Source organism: Halomonas sp. BC04 (assembly GCF_000568385.1).
The window spans coordinates 1-23805 of sequence record NZ_AZQX01000148.1; the positions used below are offsets into that span (position 1 = coordinate 1).

Below are 23805 nucleotides of genomic sequence, written 5' to 3' on the forward strand. Positions count from 1 at the left end.
ATACACAGGTGGGCGATCTCCCMRGCGTTCCGCCATGTTCCCGAAAATGGTGCTTTGGGGAATCGGGATTACCGGCCTGTTGATGCTCATCGATGCGGCTATCAAGACCAAGAAGGTGGCCGTTGCCGGCGACGAGGCCATTGCGAATGTGCAGGAGGAGCGCAGCAAGATGCGTGACACCCTGGTATTCCAGATACTGGTGCCCGGGATCGTCATGCTGTTGACCTTTCTGATCCTGATGGTTTTCGGGTTTTATGTGGCCTCGGCTTTTCTGGTCTTCGTGATCTATTGCTATCACGACTATCGGGTCGATCCGGCCAGCCTCAAGCGCAAAGTGTATGTGAAAGGGGGCATCTTCGCTGTATTGGTTACCCTCTTCATGTACTTGGTCTTTACCCTGCTGTTGGGGCTCCCAGCCCCCTCCGGGGTTCTCTTCTGATCGCCGAGGCGTTCAGAGTGTCCTGTGCATCACGCCGGCTCATACTGCGATGATGTGGAATGAAACACCAACCCAAGGTGATGACAATGAAAATGAAGTTGGCAGTTCTATTCAGTGCACCCTTTCTGATGGCAGCGTCGGGCACCGCCCTGGCGCAGGAGTATCCCACCAAGAATATACAGATCATCGTGCCCTATAGTGCGGGTGGCGGAGGCGACACCGTGGCACGGATCATCGCCGACCGCCTGAGCGATGAACTCGGACGCCAGATTAACGTAGTCAACCGTGAAGGGGCTGGCGGCGAAATTGGCATTGCCGAAATTGCCCGGAGCCAGGCCGATGGTTATACCCTTGGCGTGTTCGGCTATCCGGATAATTTTGTCTTGGAAAATACCCGCGATACCAGTTTCGATTCCGACAGTTTTGAATACCTGGCCGCCTTCGATGATATGCCCATGGGTATCTTTTCCAGCCCCGGCAGCGACCTCGATACCCTGGATGCTGTGCGCAGCTACGGTGAGGAAAACCCTGGTGCCATCGTGATCGGTGAGTCCGGTGCCCTTGGTCTCCTGAACATCCTTGCTTTCAGCGAGGAGCTTGGGATTGATACCACTCCGATACGCTATTCGGGTGGTGGCGAACTGATGAATGCGCTACTGGGGAATCACATCGACCTGGCTTCGACATCTTCCATGAGCCACGACCCGATCACCGATGCGGGAGGTACCCCGATCGGATTCGCGGCGGCCGAGCGCATGGAGATGTTCCCGGATGTCCCCACCTTCAAGGAGCAGGGTGTCGATCTTGAAATGGGGGTTTCTCGTGTCATGGTAGCGCCGGCCGGCTTGCCTGATGATGTGCGTGACATCCTTACCGCGGCTCTCGATGAGATAAGCACCAACGAGGCAATGATCGAGAACTTCCGCAGCGCTTCGATTCCCTACCGTTACCTGAATGCCGATGAGGCCAGCGATATGGTGGAGCGCTCCAACAGCGTGCTTTCACCGGTTATCGAGGAAAACCTCGAACAGTTCAACGGCGACTGAGTCGATACGGCCTAACCGACCCCAGGCGGGCCCGGGGTATTGACTTCCCCCGGGCCCAGTTTTACTCGCGACGCTGGCAGCGATCATGGATCTTCTTTCAATACTTTCTGTTCTCCTTACGCCGAGTGTGTTCCTGGTGGTGTTTGCCGGTGTGCTGATCGGCATCGTGGTGGGAGCCATTCCGGGCCTCAATGGTGCCATTGGCATCTCGCTGCTGCTTCCCCTGACGTTCACCATGGAGCCACAGATAGGCCTGTTGTTGCTGGGTGGTATCTATATGGGCGGTATGTACGGCGGCTCTATCACTGCCATATTGATCAACGTGCCTGGTGATGTCGTGGCGGCGCCGGTCGCCATGGAAGGGTATCCCCTGACGCAGCAGGGTCGATCCAAGGAAGCGCTCTATTATTCGATTTTTTCCAGCATGTTCGGTGGCTTCATCGGCGTACTGATCCTTATACTCTTTACGCCGCCGCTGGCGAGACTTGCCCTGCAATTCGGCCCCGCCGAGATGTTCTTTGTCTCGCTGAGTGGGCTCGTCATTGTCGGGGCTCTCAGCGGCAGTTTCCTCAAGGCAGCCTTTGCCGTGCTGTTCGGGCTCTTCATCAGTACCATCGGCATCGACATGATCACCGGTTCAGAGCGCTTCACTTTCGGTAGTGCCGATCTACGCTCCGGTATTTCCGTTGTGCCTGTGGTATTGGGACTGTTCTGTTTCGCTGAGATGTTCCTCAATATTGGGAAGAAGCCCGGCGAACAGGTGCAGTATCGCGATCAGAGCATCAAGCGCATGACAGTCGTAATGTCGATTCTGAGAAAGCGCCTGTTAGTGTGGAAGTCAGGCATCATTGGCACGGTTGTCGGACTTTTGCCAGGGGTTGGTACTACCCTGGCCGTGTTCATGTCTTACGGTGAAGCGAAGCGTGTCTCGAAGCAGCCCGAACTTTTCGAGAAAGGTAATCCGGAAGGCATCATTGCCGCCGAAAGTGCCAACAATGCCACGGTGGGCAGTTCCATGGTTCCCCTGTTGGCGTTGGGTGTGCCGGGTAGCCCAACCAGTGCCATCATTGCAGGGGCGCTGGTCATTCATGGCATCATTCTGGGGCCCAGCCTCTTCGTCAACCGCCCCGATGTGGCTTACACCTTTCTATACGGCATGCTGTTGACCGTGATTGCCATGACCATCATTGGCGCTGTCGGCATCAAGTACTTCTCTTATATCCTCAAGATACGCATGGAGTACATCGTACCAACGGTGTTGGTCTTCGCGCTGTTTGGCGCCTACAGCCTGCGCAACAGCCTGTTCGATGTCTTCATCGCAATTGTGTTGGGCATTGCGGGCGCCATTTTCAAGAAGATCGAGGTACCGCTTGCTCCAATCATCATTGGCGTCGTACTGGGCCCCTTGATCGAAACCAATCTGGCTCGCGCCATGCGAATCGCCGGGGCTCGCGATATCCCGCTCATCCAGTACATGCTCTCTTCGCCGTTGGCCATCGGCCTGCTGGTGATGGTGGTGGCACTGATGGTGGTGGTCATTCAGATGCGTCGGAAAACCGGCTGAACCAGGGATGGAACACGCGATGGACTATCCGAAGATCATTGTCATGGGCGTCTCCGGCAGTGGCAAGAGCCTGATCGGCGAGCGGCTTTCCCGGCACCTGGACGTTCCCTTCTTCGACGCGGATGACTTTCACAGTGAAGCCAATGTGAAAAAAATGGCCAGTGGTGAGCCCCTCAGCGACGCTGATCGTGCTGGTTGGTTGGCCGATCTGGCCGACCTGCTTCAACGTGAGCCGGCCCTGGTGCTGGGCTGCTCGGCGCTGAAGCGACGCTACCGACAACGGTTGCGCGAAGCTGCCCCCGAGCTGCTCTTCCTCTATATGGATGGCGACTTCGAGACAATTCTCTCCCGCTTTGCCAACCGGGAAGGTCACTACTTCAGTGGCGAAAAAATGCTACGCAACCAGTTCGAACAACTGGAGCCTCCAGGCCCCGACGAGGCGATTTCCATTGATATACGCCTGGATGAGGAAGGGGTCCTGCGCCAGTGTCTGGCGGCGCTGGGCCAGTGATTTCGGTATAGTGCCACTGAGCAGCCGATAACGCCTCGCCGGAGGCCTCGGCGACTATCAACCGATCTTTAGGCCGATGTGAAAAAAAAAACGCCCAACACTCCAGGACATTGCCGACCGGGTCGGTGCGACGAAGATGACCGTCAGCCGCGCCCTGCGCGACCCGGCCACCGTATCCGAAGGGCTGTGTGAGCGCATCTTCGCCGCGGCGGAGCAGGTCGGGTACATACCCAATCGCGCCCCCGACCTGCTCTCCCGGGCGACGAGCCACTCCATTGGCGTGCTGGTGCCGTCGCTGACCAACCAGGTCTTTGCCGATGTGCTCGTGGGCATCGAGGAGGTCACCGAGCCCAGCGGCTACCACCTGATGCTTTCCCACTATGGCTACAGTCAGGAGCTCGAGGAGCGTAGCCTGGCCTCGCTGCTCTCCTACAACGTCGACGGGGTGATCCTCTCCGACAGTCTGCATACCGTCCGTACCTGCCGCATGCTGGAGACCGCCGGGATACCCACCGTGGAGATCATGGATTCGCTGACACCGCCGCTGCATCAGGCGGTGGGCTTCGACAACGTTCGGGCCGGCTATGACATGGTCAGTGAGATGATTCAGCGTGGCCGACGCCATATTGTCTACCTTGCCGTACGCCTCGATGAGCGGACCCGCCAGCGTGAACAGGGCTATCGTCAGGCGGTGGAGGAGCATGGTCTGCAGCCCCTCACCCTGCAGCGCAGCCAGCGTTCGTCCTACAGCGTGGGGGCGGCGCTTCTCGGCGAGGTGGTTGATCAATACCCGCAGACCGATGCGCTCTTCTGTACCAACGACGACGTTGCCGTCGGGGCCTATTTCGAATGCCTGCGCCGCGGCATCCGGGTGCCGGAGCAGATGGCGATCGCCGGCTTCCATGGGCATGACGTGGGGCAGGTCATGACGCCCCGGCTGGCCAGCGTGATCACGCCACGCCAGGCCATCGGCAACAGGGCCGCCAGTGAGCTGCTCAAGCGCATTCACGGTAATGCCATGGGTGAGGCGGTGATCGATCTGGGGTATACGGTCGAGCCCGGCATGACTCTGTGATAGCGCTGATGTGATACCGGCGCGGCGGCGTTCGGTGAGCCGAATCAGCCTTTGGTGTCGGCTTCCATTTCTGCAGGGCGACGGGCAACGAGGGTGATCTCAACGTTCGAGGAGCCGCTGAGCGTGGCGATTCGGTGCAGGTCCGGGCCGGGTAACGATGGTCGTCGAAAAATTCGGCATAGGCCGCGTCCATGGTGTGAATCGTATCCAGGTTCGTCAGGTGGACGTCCACCCGGACCGTGTCGGCGAGGCTCGCCCCGGCATATTCCAGCATGCGTGCCAGGCGACGCATCACCCAGCGTGTCTCTTCGGCGATGTCGCCGACCACCGATTCACCGCCCTGAATGTCGGTAACCGTCAGCCCCGAGACAAAGATGTAACCATCATCCATGACGATATGGCTGCCGGGAAAGACTGGCACGGCAAGGGTCGGGTCGTTGAGATACTGGTGCATGTGGCGTTCCCCCATGGTTTGCGTAACTCACTTAATCGTAACTCACTTACTATAGTTGGCCTGTTGCGGTCCCGCGTCAGTGCCCATTGTCGCTTGATGTCGATCAGATACTGGTGGATAAATACAGGCAGACTTTGCTGCGCCGCAGTATGCTGGGGCAAATGAAGCAGACGGAGGATGACGGGCTGATGGACAGCAATGACCATATCGAGAATCGTACGTTCGACGAGATCCAGCCAGGTGAAAGCGCATCGATCGAGAAGCGGCTGACGCTGGACGACATCAAGTTGTTTGCCGTCATGTCGGGGGATTTCAATCCGACCCATCTCGACGACGACTTTGCCAAGAGCACGCGGTTCCAGGAAGTGGTCGCCCACGGCATGTGGGGCGGGGCCCTGATCTCCACCGTGCTAGGCACCGAGCTGCCCGGGCCCGGCACCATCTATCTGGGCCAGACCCTGCGCTTTCTCAAGCCGGTCAGGCTCGGCGACGTGCTTCGGGTCAGCGTCCGGGTGCGCAGCAAGGATGAGCAGCGCAAGCGCATCCTCTTCGACTGTCTCTGCACCAATCAGAAGGGCGATACGGTGATCGAAGGCGAGGCAGAGGTCCAGGCGCCCACCGAGAAGATTCGTCGCCCACGCACCGTGCTGCCGCGGATTCGGCTGGCCGAGCGGGCGCGGCTGCATGAGATGCTGGCGGCGGCAGAGCACCCCGAACCGGTCGATATGGCGGTGGTGCATCCGGTGGATGAGGTCTCGATCCTGGGTGCCGCCGAGTCGGCTCGCCAAGGGCTGATACGCCCGGTGCTGGTGGGGCCGGAGGGAAAGATCCGTGCCGCCGCCGAGGCGGCCGGCATCGACATCGGTGAGTTCGAGCTGGTCGATGTCCCCCACAGCCATGCGGCAGCCGCCGAAGCGGTCGCCATGACCCGTTCCGGCAGGGTAGGGGCGCTCATGAAGGGGGCTCTGCACACCGAGGAACTGCTTCACGAGGTGGTCAAGCGCGACACGGGACTGCGGACCGAGCGCTGCTTGAGCCATGTGATGGCCTTCGACGTGCCGACCTATCCGCGGCCGCTGTTCATCACCGATGCCGCGATCAATATCTACCCTACGCTGGCCAACAAGATGGATATCGTCCAGAACGCCATCGACCTGGCCCACGCCCTGGGCAACGCCAACCCCAACGTGGCGATACTCTCGGCGGTGGAAACCGTCAATCCCAAGATCGCCTCGACGCTGGAAGCCGCCGCACTGTGCAAGATGGCCGAACGGGGACAGATCCGCGGTGGCACGATTGACGGTCCACTGGCCTTCGACAATGCCGTGTCCGAAGCGGCCGCCGAGGCCAAGGGCATCGTCTCGCCCGTGGCGGGGCGGGCGGATATCCTGGTGGCGCCCGACCTGGAGTCGGCCAACATGCTGATGAAACAGCTGACGTACCTGGCCGATGCCACCGGGGCCGGCCTGGTGGTGGGCGCGCGGGTCCCCATCGTGCTCACCAGCCGTGCCGATGATGCCATCACCCGCATGGCTTCCTGTGCCCTGGCGTTGCTGGTGGCCGAACACCAGAAGCGGGAGCGCTCATGATGCGTGAGATACTGGTCATCAACAGCGGCTCCTCCAGCATCAAGTTCGCCTTGTTTGGCGCCACACCGGGGGGCGAGCCGACGAACCTGAAGCTGCGCTATCGCGGACACTTCGCCGGTCTTGGCAGTCAGGCACGGCTCAGCCTCAAGGACGGGGAGGGCGAGGCGCTGGATCCAGGCTCGGCAGGCTCTGCACTGAGCGAGGTGACGACCGATCTCGATCACGATGGGGCATTGTCCAAGCTGCTGGCCTGGATCGAAGCGCATCCGGATCTTGAAGATATCGGTGCCGTGGGGCATCGCATCGTGCATGGTGGCCGCGACCACGTCGATCCGGTGCGCCTCGACGCCAATGCACTCGATGCACTGGAGGCCCTGGTACCGCTGGCTCCACTGCACCAGCCCTATGGCCTGGCGCCCGGTGCGTGCCCTGGCAGCGCTGCGGCCCGACCTTCCCCAGGTGGCCTGCTTCGACACGGCCTTTCATGCCGACCAGCCCCCGGTGGCGAGGACCTTTCCTCTGCCGCGGCGGTACCGCGACGCCGGCGTCATCCGCTACGGCTTCCATGGGCTCTCCTACGACTACATCAACCGTGCTCTGAACGACCGGATCCTGCCGACACATGGCGGCGTAGCGACGGGGGGTAGGGTGATCGTGGCTCACCTGGGCAACGGTGCCAGCCTCTGCGCCATCCATGACGGCAAGAGCGTGGCCTCCACCATGGGCTTCACCGCCGTGGAAGGACTGATGATGGGCACCCGCAGCGGCAGCCTCGACCCGGGGCTGGTACTGCACCTGATTCTTCAGGAAGGCATGGCGCCCGAAGCCGTCCAGCAGATGCTCTACAAGGAGTCCGGCCTGCTGGGTGTCTCGGGCATCAGTGGTGACATGCGAGAACTGCTGCAGTGCGATGCGCCCGAGGCCGCAGAGGCCATCGAGCTGTTCGTCTACCGTATCGTCAGCGAGATCGGCAGCCTCGCCGCCGCCCTCGGTGGCCTGGACCACCTGGTGTTCACCGCCGGGATTGGCGAGCGGGCCCCCCCGGTGCGCGCCGCGGTGGTGGAAGGTTGCCAGTGGCTTGGTGCAGTGCTCGACCCGACGGCCAATCAGGCCGATGCCACCGACATCGCTGCGGAGAGCAGCCGGGTGGGCCTGTGGGTCATCCCCACCGACGAGGAGCGCATGATCGCCTGGCATACGGCCAGCACGGTGTAGGCGAGCCAGTTCCTTCGGTGACGCTGAGCGCGACAGCGCCCCTCATCATTGCCGTAATCCTAAAGTCGAGCATCACCGATAAGGTTCTCTCCTTGACGGGGCCACTTCTTTGTCTACGCTACGAATAGACCGGTCAGTCTAGTGGGGTTTAAATGGCACATACGACACGTGAGCGTTTGCTCGAGGCGGGACTCGAGATGCTGCTTCAGCACGGCTACAACGACCTGGGTATCCAGGCGCTGCTGCAGGCCACCGGGACGCCGAAGGGCTCTTTCTATCACTACTTCCGCAGCAAGGAGGATTTTGCCTTGCAGGTCGTCGACCGCTACATGGACGAGGTGCACCAGGGGCTCGATGCTGCCCTGGGCGATCAGTCGCTGCCGCCGCTGGATCGGGCGCGACGCTTCTTCGAACTGTCGCGGGAGAAATACCGCCGGGATGGGTACCTGGGTTGCATGCTGGGTGGGCTGGGACAGGAACTGTCCGGCATCAACCGACCTTTGCGGAGAAGATCGAGGGCTGCTTCGGTGAGCTGACACAGCGCCTCTCCGCCTGCCTGGAGGAGGCGCGCCAGCGCGGCGATATCCCAATGGGTTCCGACCCCAGGGAACTGGCCAACCTGCTGCTCAACTGCTGGGAGGGCGCGGCGTTGCGCAGTCGCCTGTGGCGTGACCCGAAGCCCCTTGACCAGATGCTGGATTTCTATTTCTTGGCGGCGACCCGCGCCTGACGTTGGCCGACAGCCGGGTTGCCAGGGATGTGGCCGCGACAGGCGGCCTGTGGAGCGAGAGCCCCTCGGCGTGTCCTGTGCCGTGCGTGTTCACGGACTGCCGCCACGCCAGGGAAACACATCCTGATGCTGGTGGAGGTGGAAGATGAATACCGCAACAGAGCAGGGTTATCGACTCGAAGGCACCATGCTGGAGATCTGCTCCTGTGCCGTTTCCTGTCCCTGCTTTATCGGCGAGGACCCCGACGGCAACGAATGCTTCGGGGTGATCGCCTTCAATCTGGAGCAGGGAGAGGCCCGCGGCGTTGATGTGTCCGGCCTGACCCTGGTGAATGTCGCCCATATTCCCGGTAACGCCCTGGCCGGGGAGTGGCGATCGGTATTGCTGGTGGATAAGCAGGCCAGTGACGTGCAGTGCGATGCCCTGCTGGACGCCTTTGGTGGCAAGTTGGGAGGGCCCCTGGCCGATCTGGCGAGCCTGGTCGGTGAGCTGGTGGCCGTCGAGCGGGTCCCCATCCTGCACGAGGCGCACCAGGCCGAAGGGCGCTTCCTCGCCGAGGGCATGGTCGAGGCGGAGTTCGGGCCGATCCAGTCTTCGCCGGATGGCACCACGGCCACGCTGCACGACAGCGCCTTCACCACGGTCAAGGGAGCCCCGGCCTATCTCGGCAAGTCGCGGCGTTATCGGGTCAATATGCCGCAACACGACATGAGCTGGTCCTTCGACGGACACAACGCCATCCAGACCGCCTGGAAGATGGAGCATCGGCCATGAGCGGGGTCGCAGTGACGGGAGGCTCCGCCTGGCGGGGCGCTCCCCTCCTGATGGGGGTCATCGGCCTGGCATGGCTGCTGGCCATCGGTGCCGAACTGACCGACCAGGTGCAGTGGGTGCATCACCATCGGCTGGTGGTTGACGATCTGGCCGTCTGGGGGAGTCTCGCTCTCTTCCTGGCGGCCTGGCAGGTGCACATCGCCGCCATGATGCTGCCGAGCACGCTGCCCATGGTTGGCCTGTTCAATCGAGCCTCCGCCGGGCAGCGTCATCCGGGGATGGCCCGTATCGGCTTCCTCGGTGGCTACCTGGCGGTGTGGACCCTGTTCGGTCTTTTGGCATTGGTGGGCGACGCGCTACTGGAGCGGGCAACGCTGCATTGGCATTGGCTGCAGCATCATCCGGAGTGGTTGGCCGGCGGCGTGTTGGTGATCGCCGGGGCTTTCCAGTTCTCCTCGCTGAAGGAGCGCTGCCTGGACAAGTGTCGCCAGCCACGCTCGTTTTTGCTCAACCACTATCGGCAGGGCATGTTCGGCGGCTTTGACCTGGGGGCGCGTCATGGTCTGTTCTGTCTCGGCTGCTGCTGGGCGCTGATGCTGGTGATGTTCGTGGTGGGAATTGCCAACCTGGCCTGGATGGCGCCGCTTGCCGCGCTGATGCTCTTTGAGAAGGTGGCGCGCCACGGCAGGCGCATCGTGCGGCCTACGGGGGCCGTGCTGATGCTGCTTGGTCTGCTGGTGATGATGGGTCCGGCCTGGCTGCCGAATCTGGTGCCCACGGTGGCGCCGATGCACGTGCATTGAGACAGGTTCACACCATGCGCCAGGGCGCGGCGGGAGGTTCATTCAATAGTTCGACGAGGGTATCCAGCGCCTGGGCCAGGGCTTCCTGCGATGGTGCGGCACTGAGGCACAGGCGCAGCGCCTGCGGGGCGGGCTCGCTACCTACGCAGAAGGGCTCGGCGCTGGTAACCAGCACGTTGCGCCGTGCCAGCGCTTCCTGCAGCACCGCGCTGCGCAGCCCCTCCGGCAGCAGCAGCCAAAGGTTGGCGCCATGTGGGCGGCCGCTGACATCGAACCCGGCCAGCCTCTCCCGGGCTAGCCTCTGCCGCTCCCCCAGCTCCTGCGTCTGCCAGGCGATCAGCGACGTGTCGTCGTCGCTCGCCACCCAGCGGCACACGGCCTCGACCATCAATGACGGGACCATCCAGCTCTGGGCACGCAGTGCCGCCGCCAGGCGTTCGCGCAGCGCGGGCGGCGCCACCAGGGTGCCGATGCGCAGCCCGCCGGCCAGCACCTTGGCGGTACTGAAGATGAATAGGGTGCGCTCCGGTGCCAGGTGAAAGAGCGGTGTGCCGCGCTCCTGTTCCGGCAGGTATTGGACGCCATCCTCCAGGATCAGGACATTGTGCTTCGTGCCAGCTCGACCAGCCGTTGGCGGCGCTGTTCACTGAGCGGCACGCCGGTGGGGTTGTTCTGGTCCGGCGTGAGATAGATGAGCCGGGGTGGCTGCTGGGCGCAGAGTCGGGCCAGGGCGTCCATGTCCATGCCTTCGTCGTCCATGGGTACGCCCATCACCTTGAGGTGCGACTGCTGGGCGGCATCGATCAACCCCGGGTAGGTGAGCACATCGGCGGCGATGCGTTCGCCCGGTCGCGTCAGCGCTTGAAGTGCCAGGCTGATACCGTGCTGTCCGCCTTGTGTGATCAGTAGTTCCTCGGCCTCGACAGGCATGCCCAGCTTTGTCATCCAGGCTGCCAGCCGCTCACGATGGGCAGGGATGCCGCGCTCGGACTGGAATTCCACGGCGCGCTGAAGCACCTCGCCATCGGTGGCGATACCCTGTAGAGCCCTGCCCAGCGCGGCGGCACGCAGAGGGTGCGGCGGCGGCAGGCTAAGGCTGAGATCGATCGTGCCGGCATCCGTGGTGTGGTTGTGCCGCAAGGGGGACATTGGGGAAGTGTCGCCGTTCCGCACGTAGGTACCGCTGCCGATCCGCGCGGTGACCCAGCCTGGCGTTCGGCCTCGGCATAGCCGCGGGTCACCGTCCCTACGGTGACACCGAGAGTATCGGCCAGTCGACGCTGAGGTGGCAGGCGCTGGCCGGGCGCCAATTCGCCGGCCTGTATCGCTCTAGCAATGGCATCGGCGATACCACGGTAGCGGGGGCCTTTGGTCGTGATGCTGGGTTGCCACATTGTCATGGTGACAATAAAACCTTTGACGCCATAATTGTGCCCATTATGCTGGGAAGTGCGCGCAAAACCAACCGATGTGGGCAAAATTGTAGGGATACAAAATGGAAGCTTTAGCGTTACTGGGGCCTGCGGCCCTCTACATGATTTCCATGACCATCACCCCCGGGCCGAACAACGTGATGCTGACGGCTTCAGGGGCCAACTACGGCTTCATGCGCACCCTGCCGCATATCTTCGGCATCCTGGGCGGTTGCTTCCTGCTGTTTGCCGGTATCGCCCTGGGGCTGGGGCTGGTCTTCGAGCGCTACCCTCTGGTCCAGACCACCTTGCGTATCGTGGGCAGCGGATACCTGCTTTACCTGGCCTGGAAGATCGCCACGGCACCACCGCCCGACCTGCGCCGCCGTGGCGAAGGGAGGCCGCTGAGTTTCTGGCAGGCGGCGGCCTTCCAGTTCGCCAACCCCAAGGCCTGGGTCATGGGCCTGGCGCTGATGGCGGGCTTTCTCCCCCAGGGGGGCGATACGATCATGAACGCCTTGATGCTGGCGGGCTTCGCCGAGCTGGTGGCGCTTCCGTGCATTGCGCTATGGGCTGGGTTCGGCACGGCCATTGGCCGTTGGCTGCACACGCCGCGGGCGTGGCGCGTGTTCAATGGCGTGATGGGCGGGCTTACCGCCGCCTGCGTCTATTTCATTCTGGGATGAGAATTAAAGAAACTCGCTCAGCTCCTCGCCGCTCATGTTGCCTCCGGTGATTACCACCACGATGTCCCCGCGAGGCGGCAGGTCCATGTCGCTTTCGAGCAGGGCGGCGACACCCACGGCGGCTCCGGGTTCGGCCAGCAGCTTGGCGTCATGGATCAGGTGTTTCATGGCCCGGTAAATGGCACCTTCCCCGACGCTGACCATTTCCTGGGTGTTGGCCAGGCAAAGCGGATAGGTGTGCTCGCCGACCACGGCGGCTGCCAGGCTCTTGGCGCACGTGCCCACCTGCGCCAGCGGACGGGGTGCCCCACTCGCCCAGGCATGGGTCATGCTGGCAGCGCCACTCGGCTCGACGCCGATCAGCGCGAGTTCGGGGCGCATTGCCGCCGTGACGACGCCGATGCCCGATATCAGCCCGCCGCCGCCAACGGGGCAGACAATGGCAGACGCCTTGGGCGCCTGCTCGAGAATCTCCAGCCCCACGGTGCCCTGGCCGGCGATGATGCGTTCGTTATCGTAGGGGTGCACCAGTGTCAGGCCCCGCTCCTCGACCAGCCGATGCATCAGTGCCCAGGCGTCGTTGATGTCGCCATGCAGGATCACTTCGGCCCCCAGCTCGCGGCTGCCCGAGACCTTGAAGTGGCTGGCGTTTTCGGGCATCACGATGGTGACCGGAGCGGCCACCTTGCGGGCCGCCCAGGCCAGCCCAAGGGCATGGTTGCCGGCCGAGACGGCGCCCAGGCCACCGGCGAGCTCCGCCCGGGAGGCCGTTCGTACCCAGAAGAGCCCGCCCCGCGCCTTGAAGGAGCCGGTGCGCTGGAAGAGTTCACCCTTGAGCCAGATGCGTCGACCGAAGCGGTCGGACAGCTGGTGGTCGAGCAGCAGGGGGGTGGGAGAGAGCATTGGTGCTATGGAGGCCCTTGCCTGTTGTACCTGCTGCAAGTGAATCATGCCGACCTCCTCGCGCTCTGTTAGATAGGTTCTACCTGACTAACATACAGCTTAGCCATCTCGCATGGCCGGGCCGAATCCTGGGTCGATGACAGGCTGTTGCGCTGTCGCTTTCCAGACGAAGTCTAGGCCCAGCGGGGGTCGGCGGTAAAAGCCACGGTGAACCAGCGCCGCTCCGGTGGAATGCTCAGCCCGGCGGCGATCTGTTCGCGGATGTCATCAAGCAAGGCAATGCCGCGATCGCTGGCAAAATCTGGAGCGGTGACGATGTGGATCTCGATGTAGTGACCGCGACCGGCTTTTGCCACGTGGCTGAAATACTGCCGCAGGCCCTCGCGCTGCATGACCGGCTCCATGGCGGCATGCACTTCCCGGTCGATATGGCTGGGGGCGATCAGGAAGATTTCCTTCAGGGCACGCCGCACGATGCCGATGGGCACCGGCATGAAGCAGAAGGTCAGAACCATCAGCAACAGCGAATCCACATAGGGCGTCAGGTGGGCATAGGCCGTCCGCTCAAGCCCCAGCGCTATGGTAAAGGCCACCAGCAGCGAAGTGGTGATCAATGCCGCCATCAGCCAACCCTGCATGTCGATGCGCACGAACTCCGAATCGGCCCGGCGGTTGATGCGGCGCTGATAGGCGTACATCACGAAGCAGGCCGTGGCCACTACCACGGCATAGACGATGGCGATGTCGAAGGCGAGCTCTCGACCTCCCTCCAGCAGAGCCTGCACCGCGTTGAGAAAGGCGTAGAAGCACAGCAGCATCAGGATACTGCCGTTGAGCGCGGCGACCAGCGGTTCCAGGTGCCAGTAGCCGTGCTGGAAGCGCTGGCTGGCCTCGCGCATGGCCAGTCGGGCAACCAGCAGGGCCAGCGCCGACATCGCCGCATCGATGGTCGAGAAGACCCCATCGAAGAGAATGGATCGTGACCCGGCCAGCAGGCCGAAGGTCACCCCCATGGCGGAAACCAGTAGGGTGACGAAAATGGAAATCTTTAGCGCACGTTGCTCGAGGGAGGCTTGCATGATGTTGGCTCGAAACGGAGAACCTTCCATTGTAAGTCAGCGCCGCAATAGGGTCAGGAAGTTCAAAGGCGGCATTACCGAGTCAATCAGCGGGGGGAGAGCGGCGGCAGTGCCGGGGAGCGCTTGACCACGCCGAAAGCGAAGCTGGTATCGATGGAGCCGATGCCAGGAATGGTGTGCAGTGTCTGGCGGACAAAGCGCTCGTAATCTTCCAGGCTAGCCGCTACCACGCGTAGCAGGTAATCCCGTTGGCCGGTCATCATGAAGCAGTCGATGATCTCATCGATCTCCTTCACCCGCCGCTCGAACTCCAGCACGGTGACCGTGTCGTGGCGCTCCAGAGCGATGCGCGCAAAGACGGTCAGCGGGTAGCCGTAGGCCTTCTGGTCCACCACGGCCGTATAGCCTTGAATCATCCCCTCCTCCTCCAGTCGCCGCACCCGCCTGAGGCAAGGCGAGGGCGAGAGGTTCACCCGCTGGGCAAGTTCCTGATTGCTCAGTCGGCCATCCAGTTGCAGCTCATGCAGGATTTTTCGGTCGATTCGGTCCATGGCGATCGCTCATCGGCAGAATATTGCGTACTTGACTCTAAAGAGGGCACGAAAGGAACGCAAATGCCTGGTAATGCGCCTAGGATTGAGGGATAGGGCATAACAACGCATCAGGGCAGGAGTCGAACCATGTCGCAGTGCAGGCAAACGCAGGGTCAGGGGTTCGCCACGCGAGCCATTCACGAAGGCTATGAGCCACTGGACGAGCAAGGTGCACTGACACCGCCGGTGCATCTGACTTCCACCTTTGCCTTCGACAGCGTCGAACAGGGGGCAGCCCGCTTTGCCGGCGAAGCGCCAGGGCATTTCTACTCTCGTGTCTCCAATCCCACCGTGGAGATTCTGGAAAAGCGCATGGCCAGCCTCGAAGGGGCCGAGGCGGGCCTGGCAACCGCCTCAGGCATGGGCGCCATCACCGCGCTGATGTGGAGCCTGCTGCGCCCGGGTGATGAACTGATTACCGACAGTACCCTCTATGGCTGCACCCACGCCTTCTTCTACCACGGCCTGGCCGAGTTCGGTATCCGGGTCAGACCGGTGGACCTCTCCGATCCGGCGAAGCTGGAAGCCGTGATCAGCGACAAGACCCGAGTCGTCTATTTCGAAACCCCGGCCAATCCCACCATGCGCCTGGTGGATATCGAAGCCATCGGTGAGATCGCCCATCGTCACGGTGCCCAGGTGGCCGTGGACAATACCTACGCCACCCCGGTCATCACCCGGCCCATGGAGCGGGGGGCGGACTTCGTCGTCCACTCCGCCACCAAGTTCCTGGGCGGACACGGTGATCTCGTTGCCGGTATCCTGGTGGGCAGCGAAGCGGATATGTTCAAGATCCGCCTGACCGGCTTGAAGGATTTTACCGGCGCGGTGATGTCGCCCTTCACCGCCTTCCTGGTCATGCGTGGTCTCAAGACCCTGGAGATACGCATGGCGCATCAATCCGCCTCTGCCTGGTAGTGGCGCGTTGGCTGGAGCAGCACCCGAGGATCAAGCGTGTCCACTACCCCGGGCTGGAGAGTTTTTCCCAGCACGAATTGGCCAGGCGGCAAATGAGCGACTTTGGCGGTGTCATGGCCTTCGAACTGGCTGGCGGGATTGAAGCCGGCCGGCAGTTCATGAATCGCCTCACGTTGATCTGCCGCGCCGTCTCCCTGGGCGATGCGGAAACGCTCATCCAGCATCCGGCCAGCATGACCCACTCCGTCCTCACACCGGAAGAGCGCGCAGAGCATGGCATTTCAGACGACCTGGTTCGTCTTTCGGTCGGACTGGAAACCGTCGGGGACATCCTTGACGACCTGTCCCAGGCCCTCGATAGCTTGAACGAGGATTGAAGGGGGAGCCTGTCCTGCCGAAACAGCTACGTTTGCTCGGTTGGCGCCATCGACTCGCTGATTGGTGCCATCTTCTTCAGACGTTGATCGGCGCGCTTTACCGTGGCGATCTTCTCCGGTCGCTTCATCGCCTTCCAGTGCCGTATCTCCTCCAGCGACCTGCCACAGCCAACGCATAGGTCGCCCTTGAGCCGGCAAACTGAGACACAGGGGCTCTCAATTTCCTTGGCCATTCAGTGTCTCACCGGCGTTTCACGTAGCCGCCGCTGCCAGTCGCCGCCGTGGGCGCTCTGACACGCTTCTTCACTATCGAAGTTGACGTGGCGTGAGACGTCGCCGGTGTCGATACCTGCCTCAGCCAGGGCCTCGGCGGTGAAATCGTGCATGCGATGCTGGGCATCGCCCTTGAGCGCCCTGGCCAGGTCGGCGTGGGTATCGAAGACCCAGGTCACTTCCAGGCTCTCGGGGAAGTGTCGGTAGTCGACGCGATGGGTCAACCAGCAGAACCCGGGAAGGGTTGGCTTGGCCATTTCGCAAACCTGCGTCAACGAAGCGATCAATTGCCGCTCCACCCTGCCGCGTTCCCGCTTGGCGATCATGTCGTCTCCAGTGTGCTGGTATCTTTCTGAAACAAGGAATTACCCAAGGCGCCTCTTTCAATCCCGCAGGCTAGCCTAGACTTGCCAGCCAAGGGGGGCAAGACAAGCGGCAAACCGAAGGAGAGTGATATGTCTAAGGAATCGGATACCGGCTTGGTGCCTTCGGCCACCGTGGCTGAAACCCTGGCCGTGATGGGCGATGTCTTGGTGCCAAACATTGCCAAGGGTGTGATCATCCGGCGGCCCAAGGTGGTCGGCATGGCGGAAAAGCTGGGGCTGGACAAGCGTGCAATCGAGCGCCTGCAGAAGCTCAACGAAAAATACGGCGCCGGACCGCTGATGCTGAACACGCCGGACAGCAGGCCGATGGCGCTGATTCTCGACCCTGAACATGCTAATCGCGTCCTGAACGAAACCCCCGAGCCGTTCGCCACTGCCGAGTGGGCCAAGCGCAAGGCGCTGGAGCACTTCGAGCCTGAAATGGCTCTGGTGTCCCACGGCCCCGAGCGCGCCGAACGGCGTCGCTTCAACGAGGAGGTGCTGCAGAGCGAGTGCCCGGTGCACGGGCTTGGAGCACGCTTCGCACAGGTCGTTGAACAGGAAGCCAATGAGCTGCTCGCGCTCGTCGAAGAGCACGATGGAAAGCTCGACTGGGAGATGTTCGAGACGACCTGGAACCGGGTGGTACGCCGCGTGGTGCTGGGCGATGCCGCCCGCGATGACCAGGCTCTGACTGAAATGCTGGAAACGTTGCGCAGCGCGGGCAACTGGGCCTTCTTTCATCCGGGCCACGACCGAGTGCAAGACGATTTCCACGAGCGCTTGTGTACCTACCTGGAGCTTGGGGAGGAGGGCAGCCTGGCTGCGGAAATCGCCCGAGTAGCCACGACTGACACCACCCAGCCTGAGCACCAGGTGCCACAGTACCTGTTCGCCTTCGACCCGGCGGGTATGGCCACATTCCGCGCCCTGGCGCTACTGGCCGCTCATCCCGATCATGCCGAGCGTGCCCAGGTCGAGATAGCGGAGAATCTGCAACAGCCGGCTCCCACGCTCGACTACCTGCGCGCCTGCCTGCTCGAGTCGCTACGCCTGTGGCCCACCACACCCATGGTGCTGCGCCAGACCACTGAAGAGACGGAGTGGGAGAACGGCACCATGCCGGCCGAGACCTCGGTGCTGCTGCTTGCGCCGTACTTCCATCGCGACGATCGGGTGCTGGACAATGCCAACCTGTTCGATCCCGACCTCTGGCTGCAGCCGGGCGAGGCTGGGAATTGGCCGATGATGCCGTTCAGCGGCGGTCCCGGCATCTGTCCCGGGCGGCGCGTGGTGCTGACCGTGACCAGCCACATGCTGGCCAGGCTACTGCAGGGGAGAGAGTGTGAGCTGAACCCGCCCGATCGCCTGCTCAGCAGCAAGCTCATGCCGCCGCTGCTCAACAACTACGACCTTGCGTTCAAGATCAGGGCATATTAAAGGCTTGCGGGGCTCTCGGCCTATCCATTGCCGCTCACTGCCCATGCCGCTTCCGGGTTGGCCGGGCGGCATGGCGAAGTAGACGTTGGAAGGTCGGACACTCCATATGGCTGGGGGCAGGGCGGGCGGCTGCATGGCGCAGGCCGTCGCGCATGGCCGTCAATCGGCGGATGCTTCGGTCCAGTTCATCCGCCTTTTCCATGAGCTGGGCACGGATGATATCGGGGCCGCCCCTGGCACCGAGCATGCCGCCGATCTCATCCAGTGAAAACCCCGCGTTTTGCCCGAGCGCAATCAGCGATAGCCGCTCGAGAATGTTTTCCGCAAACAAGCGTCGCAAACCGTGACGGCCGACCGAGCGGATGAGTCCTTTCTCTTCGTAGTAACGCAGGGTAGAGGCGGGCAAGCCGGAACGCCGGGCCACCTCGGCAATATCCAGGGTTTTCACACTTGACCTCAAGTTCACTTGAATTCGTACATTGGAATCGATGTGGACAAAGGGGCAAGTCAAGCATGCACGAAGTTATCGAAATACTCCTGCATTCCGTGGCAATTGGCATTGGGGCCACGCTCGTGATGGATCTCTGGGGCGAAATTCAGAAACGTGTCTTCCAGGCACCACCGCTCGACTACGCACTGGTGGCAAGGTGGATTGGCTACTTCCCCCGGGGCAAGTTCCGGCACGACGCCATCATGGCCGCGCCGCCCGTGGCCGGTGAGCGCACTTGGGGTTGTACTCCATCGGTATCGCTTTCGCCGCGCTGCTGGTTTCACTCTGGGGGCTGGAGTGGGTGCGCAATCCCACGCTGGCGCCCGCGCTGATTGTCAGTGTCGGTAGCGTGGTGGCTCCCTTCTTCATCATGCAGCCCGCCTTAGGGATCGGTATTGCCGGCTCGCGTACGCCGAAGCCGACGATCACCCGATTGAAGAGCCTCGCGGCGCATCTTGCCTTTGCCATTGGTCTCTTTCTCGCCGCTAAAGCCTGGACGCTTCTGGTCTGACTCGGTAACCCGCGACAGCCGGGGGCTCTGAGGAGGTATCGTTCAGCCTAGGGTGCTTTGTCTGCGCCGGTGGCGCTTGTCGTCATACATGCGCTTGTCCGCCAGTCCCAGTACCTCCTGTGGGGAGGTTTCGGTTGAGCTGGCGCAACCCAGGCTCAGGCGAATCGGCACTTCGATGGGAACGCCTTGAGCGTTTGTGGTGACACAACGCTGGCCTTCCAGTCGGTCTCTTATTAGTTCGGCAAGGCGATTGGGTGCCGACAGGTCTGCGGAAGGAAACAGGATGACGAATTCGTCACCGCCGTAGCGTGAGAGAATGTCGCCTTCACGACACAGGTTTTCCAGGCGTTCTGCGACTGTCTTGATGAGCTGGTCGCCTGCCAGGTGTCCATAGTGGTCGTTCACTTCCTTGAGCCCGTCGACATCCATCATCAATAAAGCAAAATCCAGGCCTGGCGACTGGGTCTTGCCCTGGATGCTCAACTGCAGGGCCGACTCGAAGAAGCCCCGGTTGTAAAGCCCGGTCAACCCGTCGCGCTCGGCCGTCTTTTTCAGCGCCAGGTTCAGCAGTTTGTTCTCGGTGGCCATTGCCAGTTGGTCGACGAACAGTGGCAGCATTCTCTCCAGGGCAGCGTTCAGCCTGGGGGCACGTACAATCAGCCAGCCCTCGTACTGGTTGAGCCGCCCCGCCATGGGGGTAGCGTACAACTGCTCGCCCTCTGTCCCGGTACGCAGCTTGACGCTGCTTTCCTGTCGCATCTGATGCTGCGCCAGCAGGCTCCCAAGACGCGCTCATCCTCTGGGCCAAGCCTCACGCCGGCAACGGCCGCGTAGCGTGTCACTTCGGGCCGTTGGCGCTCTTGAAGAAAGACGGCAAAGCCGTATTCCGGAAAGTTGGCGTACAGGTGCTGCAACGAATCTTCCAGCAGGGTGTTGATGTCTGCCGCGCGATTGGCCACCACACCGAGATCGATCAGCGCCTGGAAGACCCTGTTCTTGAACTTGCTCTCGATGATGCTTCTCCCGATCTGTCGGTTCTGGCCGTACATCGCATAGGCGAGTGAAAGCAGGTATGCCACAGCGCCGGCGCCTGGTAGATATCCAGCCCGGTGCCAACCTGAGGCCGAAAATCGAACCCTGTGATAGTGGTCCAGGCCAAGGCGCCACCCACGAACAGGGCCATGGAGGACATCATTCTTCGTAGGCCGCCGACCACCATGTTGTTCATCAGGCATGCAAGGCCGATGGTAATCGTTCCCAGCACGTAGAAATCGAGTACGCCGCACCAAATGCCGAACAAAAAACTGTCGGCAAGCATGTTTCTGAATTCTGCGCGCTTCGAGTTCTGGGCTATCGCCGCATGAAGGTAAGCCACGCCCGGCCACAGCAGCATTAGCAGCCCCGGCAAAATCAATGACCAGCCGCTACTGTCAATCGAGGCGATCCATAAGGTAAGCCCGAAGGTGTGGCAAACACCGATGGCACGAGGGACCAGCGTAGCCCTGGCGAGACGATGGGGACGCTTGAAGAGGAGCTGCTCATGAGGTGGAGAAGGCTTGATCTTGTTCAAGGTCTAGTTCGTTATTCTAATGTCTTGCCATGCTGGAGGCATGGTCGAAGTAAACCGGATCGGGTGAGAGCGTTTCAAACGATTCTGTCAGACAGCCTAACATCAGGAGCAGCTAGCGGGCATCATCGCAGCACTAATCCCGGGGAATTCGATGGCGCCATCACCTGTCCGTGCCATGGTGACCAGCCACCAAGTTGGCCCGCTTAGGCGAAGCCGCCCAGAGGCTCTCGGGTCGATACTGGTGTTGTCCCCATCCTCAAGGAGGCCACCATGCAACAACTCTCCGATATCAAGTCAGCAGCTCGCTCGGTGTGGGCGCGGGGTGATTACGATGCGATGATGCGCGCTGAGAACCTTTACGAGGTCGGTGCGCAGCTCGTGCGCCGACTCGGTGTCAGCGCAGATCAGAGGGTCATCGACGTGGCCTGCGGCAGCGGCAACGCCGCCATTCCGGCGGCACAGGCGGGCGCCCGGGTCACTGGCGTGGATCTCACCCCGGAGATGCTCGAGATTGCGCGCGCCCGCGCGAAGGAGGCCGGGGTCACCGTCGAGTGGGTCGAAGGCGATGCCGAAGACCTGCCATTGCCCGACGCCGAAGCCGACGTGGTGCTGTCGACCTTTGGCTGCATGTTCGCTCCCCGCCACGAGGTCGTTGCCGACGAGCTCGCCAGTGCTCGCGCCAGGCGGTCGACTCGGGCTGTGTGCCTGGACGCCCGACGGGGTGTTTGGCGACTTTTTCCGCATCGTCGCCGGCTACCTGCCACCCGACCCGGAGTTCGTCGACCCACCCCTGGCCTGGGGTGACGAGGCACGGGTTCGCGAGCTCTTCGAGGGCACCGGTCTTTCGCCTGGTTTCGAACGCGCTACCTGGGAAATCACGCACGCTTCGGTCGATGCGGCCGTTGCTTGTTACACCGATAACCTGGGGCCGGTCAACTTCGCCCGCGAGTTGGCCCTGTCCGAGAGCCGATGGCCTGACCTGGAAGCCGAGCTTGCGGACCTGTTCGCGCGATACAAAGCCGCAGATGGCCGGGTCGTACTACCGGCCGAGTACCTCGTCATCACCGGCAAGCGTCGGTGAGAAGAGACGGTGAGAAGAGCAGCGCCGTGGAAACGCCGCAGGCCGCCATGGCTGGCGATCAAAGGCAGGATGATCCACCTCTACGGTGATCGCCTTGCCATGGCGGCTGCTAAACTGAGTACGCCGTTTTCCGCGAGCCGGGCCGTCCCGTCGCCGGCAGCGGAATGGCTTTTGCTAGGTTTTTGCTAAAGGGATACTCAGGCCACGGGATCGCTCCATGACCGAGCCGACATTGACCAAGGAAGCGGTTACCGAAGGGTATCGCGCACTCTCCCAGGGCGGGTGGGTGCAGGCACGGTCGTGCTTCGACTCGGTGCTGGCGCAGAACAATGATCCGGCTGCACTCGAAGGACTGAGTTGGATCTACTGGTGGCAGGAAGACCTGACGGCCTGCCTCGCAACGCGGGAACATGCCTACCGCGAATATCACGCGGCAGCCGATCTCCTCGGGGCCGCACGGATGGCGATGTGGATCGGCGACGACCACCTATGGTACGGGGGCGCGTTCGCCGTCGCGGAGGGGTGGTTCGCCCGGGCCCGGCGCCTCCTCGGCGGACTGGACGAGTCCCCGGAACACGGCTGGCAGGCAGTGTTCGACGCCTACCTGGCGCTGGACAGCCGGCAACCCGCCCTGGCGCGACGTCTGGTGGGCGAGGCCCAGAGAATTGGCCGGGCACATGCGGAAGTCGGGTTGCAGATGTTCGGTGTCGCCATGGAAGGGGTCGTATTGCTGGAGCAGGGAGAAATCGCTGCCGGATTGCGCTGCCTTGGCGAGGCGACGACGGCCGCCTGGCCGGGGAGTACGAGGAGCTCGTGCCCGCAGTCTGGTCGTGCTGCCTGCTACTCTCTGCCTGCGAGGAACTGCGCGATGACGAGCGTGGCTGGCAGTGGAGCCAACAGATCAGCGCGTTCAGCAACCGCCTGGGCGTCCCGTTCGTCGTCGGAAATTGCCGTTCACACTTCGGTTGTATTCTCACGCGCCGCGGCCGCTGGCTCGACGCGGAGCGGGAACTCGTTACCGCGGTCGAACGGCTCCCACACGGCCCGCAGGCATGGTATGCCGACGCACTTGCCCGGCTTGGCGACCTGCGCCGTCGCCAGGGCCGTCAAACCGAGGCTCGACAGGCCTTCGAGGAAGCCGGCGAGCAATGGTTCGCGCAAGCCGGTTTGGCGGCGATTCACCTCGAGGCGGGCGATGCCGCCGGCGCGGCGGCACTGGCCGAGCGTGCACTGCGTCAACTGCCGGAAGCCAGCCCGAAGCGGGTGGATGCGCTTGAGGTCGGTGTGCGTGCCCGGCTTGCACTCCAGGCCCCAGGCAAGGCGGCTGAGCTCGCCCGAGAGCTGCGTCATCTCGCAGCGACAGTCGGCACCAGCTCCCTGCTGGCGACGGCGCAGTTATGTGAGGCAAGACTCGCGACCGCCAACAACGATGTCGAGCTTGCGGCACGACACTACGCCGACGCCATCGCCAGCTTCGACCGCGCCGGCACCCCTTATGAGGCCGCGCTGGCGCGCCTCGAGTTGGCACAGGTGCTGTCATCGACCGCCTGCTCGGAACTGGCTGTGATCGAGGCACGCCGGGCATGGTCGACACTGGAAGCACTGGACGCCTCCCGCGAGGCCGATCGAGCGACCGCCCTGCTCGCTGAGCTGGTCGGGAGCGACACCACGCGGGAGTCGTGCCCGCTCACCCGGCGGCAGGTGCAGATCCTGAAGCTGGCGGCAGAAGGCCTCACCGAACGGCAGATTGCCGAGCACCTGGTGCTGAGCGAGCACACGGTCCATCGTCACTTGGCCAACATCTATACCCGACTGGACTGCTCCTCGCGTGCAGCCGCGGTCGCAAAGGCAAGTCGCCTTGGCCTCCTCTAACCCTCCCCTGATCGTGCCATAGGCGCTATCCACG

General features: G+C 62.5%; 27 protein-coding genes and 4 pseudogenes. 19 read left to right on the forward strand and 12 right to left on the reverse strand.

The window, feature by feature from the left end; all coding sequences use genetic code 11:
- The 5 genes from Q427_RS10300 to Q427_RS10320 form a co-directional block, all read left to right on the forward strand.
- A partial coding sequence (locus Q427_RS10300; RefSeq protein ID WP_043513627.1) for a tripartite tricarboxylate transporter TctB family protein occupies window positions 1–439 on the forward strand: 439 nt, incomplete at its 5' end.
- Window positions 440–525: 86 nt separating this feature from the next.
- A complete protein-coding gene (locus Q427_RS10305) occupies window positions 526–1485 on the forward strand; it encodes a tripartite tricarboxylate transporter substrate binding protein (RefSeq protein ID WP_043513577.1) in 960 nt (319 codons plus the stop codon).
- 85 nt (window positions 1486–1570) lie between these two features.
- Window positions 1571–3049 (forward strand): tripartite tricarboxylate transporter permease, encoded by a 1479-nt coding sequence (locus tag Q427_RS10310; protein ID WP_043513579.1) that lies wholly within the window; start codon window positions 1571–1573, stop codon window positions 3047–3049.
- A 19-nt stretch (window positions 3050–3068) separates the two neighbouring features.
- The gene (locus Q427_RS10315; protein WP_043513581.1) at window positions 3069–3560 is read left to right on the forward strand and encodes a gluconokinase; all 492 of its coding nucleotides are present in this window, start codon (window positions 3069–3071) and stop codon (window positions 3558–3560) included.
- A 109-nt stretch (window positions 3561–3669) separates the two neighbouring features.
- Window positions 3670–4635, forward strand: coding sequence for a substrate-binding domain-containing protein (locus tag Q427_RS10320; RefSeq protein ID WP_043513582.1), 966 nt, complete (start codon window positions 3670–3672; stop codon window positions 4633–4635).
- Here Q427_RS10320 and Q427_RS30010 read toward each other — a convergent pair.
- Window positions 4556–5089, reverse strand: a complete 534-nt coding sequence (locus Q427_RS30010) for a RidA family protein (protein WP_331280599.1) — start codon at window positions 5087–5089, stop codon at window positions 4556–4558. The genes Q427_RS10320 and Q427_RS30010 overlap by 80 nt on opposite strands.
- A gap of 188 nt (window positions 5090–5277) precedes the next feature.
- Here Q427_RS30010 and Q427_RS10325 point away from each other — a divergent pair, with 188 nt between their 5' ends.
- The 7 genes and pseudogenes from Q427_RS10325 (at window position 5278) to Q427_RS10345 (ending at window position 10201) form a co-directional block, all read left to right on the forward strand.
- A complete protein-coding gene (locus tag Q427_RS10325; protein ID WP_043513629.1) occupies window positions 5278–6678 on the forward strand; it encodes a bifunctional enoyl-CoA hydratase/phosphate acetyltransferase in 1401 nt (466 codons plus the stop codon).
- Window positions 6678–7022, forward strand: a pseudogene (locus Q427_RS35260) (acetate/propionate family kinase); the annotation flags it as partial. The gene Q427_RS10325 and the pseudogene Q427_RS35260, both read left to right, overlap by 1 nt.
- A gap of 61 nt (window positions 7023–7083) precedes the next feature.
- Window positions 7084–7893 (forward strand): acetate/propionate family kinase, encoded by an 810-nt coding sequence (locus Q427_RS10330; protein WP_269321223.1) that lies wholly within the window; start codon window positions 7084–7086, stop codon window positions 7891–7893.
- Between the two features lie 152 nt (window positions 7894–8045).
- The gene (locus tag Q427_RS36805) at window positions 8046–8429 is read left to right on the forward strand and encodes a TetR family transcriptional regulator (protein ID WP_197030584.1); all 384 of its coding nucleotides are present in this window, start codon (window positions 8046–8048) and stop codon (window positions 8427–8429) included.
- Window positions 8345–8623: a TetR family transcriptional regulator C-terminal domain-containing protein gene (locus Q427_RS36810; RefSeq protein ID WP_197030585.1), complete on the forward strand. Its 279-nt coding sequence runs from the start codon at window positions 8345–8347 to the stop codon at window positions 8621–8623. Before Q427_RS36805 ends, Q427_RS36810 begins: the two co-directional genes overlap by 85 nt.
- 145 nt (window positions 8624–8768) lie before the next feature.
- On the forward strand, window positions 8769–9398 hold the full coding sequence (locus Q427_RS10340) for a DUF1326 domain-containing protein (RefSeq protein WP_043513585.1): 630 nt from the start codon (window positions 8769–8771) through the stop codon (window positions 9396–9398).
- Window positions 9395–10201 carry a DUF2182 domain-containing protein gene (locus tag Q427_RS10345; RefSeq protein ID WP_197030586.1) on the forward strand — a complete coding sequence of 269 codons (807 nt, stop codon included), beginning with the start codon at window positions 9395–9397 and terminating at the stop codon, window positions 10199–10201. The genes Q427_RS10340 and Q427_RS10345 overlap by 4 nt, the downstream gene beginning before the upstream one ends.
- 7 nt (window positions 10202–10208) lie before the next feature.
- Here the strand turns inward: Q427_RS10345 and Q427_RS36155 are convergent, their stop codons facing one another.
- From Q427_RS36155 to Q427_RS36165, 3 genes and pseudogenes are all read right to left on the reverse strand, one after another.
- Window positions 10209–10694: an aminotransferase class I/II-fold pyridoxal phosphate-dependent enzyme gene (locus Q427_RS36155; RefSeq protein ID WP_331280600.1), complete on the reverse strand. Its 486-nt coding sequence runs from the start codon at window positions 10692–10694 to the stop codon at window positions 10209–10211.
- A 101-nt stretch (window positions 10695–10795) separates the two neighbouring features.
- Window positions 10796–11350, reverse strand: a complete 555-nt coding sequence (locus Q427_RS36160) for an aminotransferase class I/II-fold pyridoxal phosphate-dependent enzyme (protein ID WP_331280601.1) — start codon at window positions 11348–11350, stop codon at window positions 10796–10798.
- A gap of 125 nt (window positions 11351–11475) precedes the next feature.
- Window positions 11476–11601: pseudogene (locus Q427_RS36165) on the reverse strand (hypothetical protein); the annotation flags it as partial.
- Between the two features lie 95 nt (window positions 11602–11696).
- On the opposite strand from Q427_RS36165, the gene Q427_RS10355 reads away from it, so the two are divergent.
- Window positions 11697–12299 carry a LysE family translocator gene (locus tag Q427_RS10355; RefSeq protein ID WP_043513587.1) on the forward strand — a complete coding sequence of 201 codons (603 nt, stop codon included), beginning with the start codon at window positions 11697–11699 and terminating at the stop codon, window positions 12297–12299.
- A gap of 3 nt (window positions 12300–12302) precedes the next feature.
- On the opposite strand, the gene Q427_RS10360 is transcribed toward Q427_RS10355, so the two are convergent.
- From Q427_RS10360 to Q427_RS10370, 3 genes are all read right to left on the reverse strand, one after another.
- Complete coding sequence (locus tag Q427_RS10360; RefSeq protein WP_043513588.1) at window positions 12303–13250, reverse strand: threonine ammonia-lyase; 948 nt, start codon at window positions 13248–13250, stop codon at window positions 12303–12305.
- 125 nt (window positions 13251–13375) lie between these two features.
- Complete coding sequence (locus tag Q427_RS10365) at window positions 13376–14281, reverse strand: cation diffusion facilitator family transporter (RefSeq protein ID WP_043513591.1); 906 nt, start codon at window positions 14279–14281, stop codon at window positions 13376–13378.
- 86 nt (window positions 14282–14367) lie between these two features.
- The gene (locus tag Q427_RS10370) at window positions 14368–14832 is read right to left on the reverse strand and encodes an Lrp/AsnC family transcriptional regulator (protein ID WP_043513593.1); all 465 of its coding nucleotides are present in this window, start codon (window positions 14830–14832) and stop codon (window positions 14368–14370) included.
- A gap of 129 nt (window positions 14833–14961) precedes the next feature.
- Here Q427_RS10370 and Q427_RS10375 point away from each other — a divergent pair.
- Window positions 14962–16169 (forward strand): annotated as a pseudogene (locus Q427_RS10375) (methionine gamma-lyase).
- 26 nt (window positions 16170–16195) lie between these two features.
- Here Q427_RS10375 and Q427_RS10380 read toward each other — a convergent pair.
- Window positions 16196–16402 carry a DUF1289 domain-containing protein gene (locus Q427_RS10380; protein ID WP_043513594.1) on the reverse strand — a complete coding sequence of 69 codons (207 nt, stop codon included), beginning with the start codon at window positions 16400–16402 and terminating at the stop codon, window positions 16196–16198.
- Window positions 16403–16768 carry a hypothetical protein gene (locus tag Q427_RS10385; RefSeq protein ID WP_043513596.1) on the reverse strand — a complete coding sequence of 122 codons (366 nt, stop codon included), beginning with the start codon at window positions 16766–16768 and terminating at the stop codon, window positions 16403–16405. It abuts the gene before it with no gap.
- A gap of 129 nt (window positions 16769–16897) precedes the next feature.
- Between Q427_RS10385 and Q427_RS10390 the strand changes: the two genes are divergently transcribed.
- Entirely contained in the window at window positions 16898–18247 is a 1350-nt protein-coding gene (locus Q427_RS10390; RefSeq protein ID WP_043513599.1) for a cytochrome P450, read from the forward strand.
- A gap of 34 nt (window positions 18248–18281) precedes the next feature.
- On the opposite strand, the gene Q427_RS10395 is transcribed toward Q427_RS10390, so the two are convergent.
- Window positions 18282–18695, reverse strand: coding sequence for a helix-turn-helix domain-containing protein (locus Q427_RS10395; RefSeq protein WP_043513601.1), 414 nt, complete (start codon window positions 18693–18695; stop codon window positions 18282–18284).
- 128 nt (window positions 18696–18823) lie between these two features.
- Between Q427_RS10395 and Q427_RS36815 the strand changes: the two are divergent.
- Window positions 18824–19248 (forward strand): annotated as a pseudogene (locus Q427_RS36815) (DUF2938 domain-containing protein).
- A 42-nt stretch (window positions 19249–19290) separates the two neighbouring features.
- On the opposite strand, the gene Q427_RS33810 reads toward Q427_RS36815, so the two are convergent.
- Together Q427_RS33810 and Q427_RS33815 are read right to left on the reverse strand one after the other, a co-directional pair.
- Window positions 19291–20007 carry a GGDEF domain-containing protein gene (locus Q427_RS33810; protein WP_231613602.1) on the reverse strand — a complete coding sequence of 239 codons (717 nt, stop codon included), beginning with the start codon at window positions 20005–20007 and terminating at the stop codon, window positions 19291–19293.
- A gap of 214 nt (window positions 20008–20221) precedes the next feature.
- Window positions 20222–20818 (reverse strand): MASE2 domain-containing protein, encoded by a 597-nt coding sequence (locus Q427_RS33815; RefSeq protein ID WP_231613603.1) that lies wholly within the window; start codon window positions 20816–20818, stop codon window positions 20222–20224.
- Window positions 20819–21088: 270 nt separating this feature from the next.
- On the opposite strand from Q427_RS33815, the gene Q427_RS10410 reads away from it, so the two are divergent.
- From Q427_RS10410 to Q427_RS10415, 3 genes are all read left to right on the forward strand, one after another.
- A complete protein-coding gene (locus Q427_RS10410; protein ID WP_051496281.1) occupies window positions 21089–21622 on the forward strand; it encodes a class I SAM-dependent methyltransferase in 534 nt (177 codons plus the stop codon).
- Complete coding sequence (locus Q427_RS28780; protein WP_051496282.1) at window positions 21540–21899, forward strand: hypothetical protein; 360 nt, start codon at window positions 21540–21542, stop codon at window positions 21897–21899. Before Q427_RS10410 ends, Q427_RS28780 begins: the two co-directional genes overlap by 83 nt.
- A gap of 813 nt (window positions 21900–22712) precedes the next feature.
- A complete protein-coding gene (locus Q427_RS10415; RefSeq protein WP_043513603.1) occupies window positions 22713–23771 on the forward strand; it encodes a helix-turn-helix transcriptional regulator in 1059 nt (352 codons plus the stop codon).
- The last annotated feature ends 34 nt before the right edge of the window (window positions 23772–23805 follow it).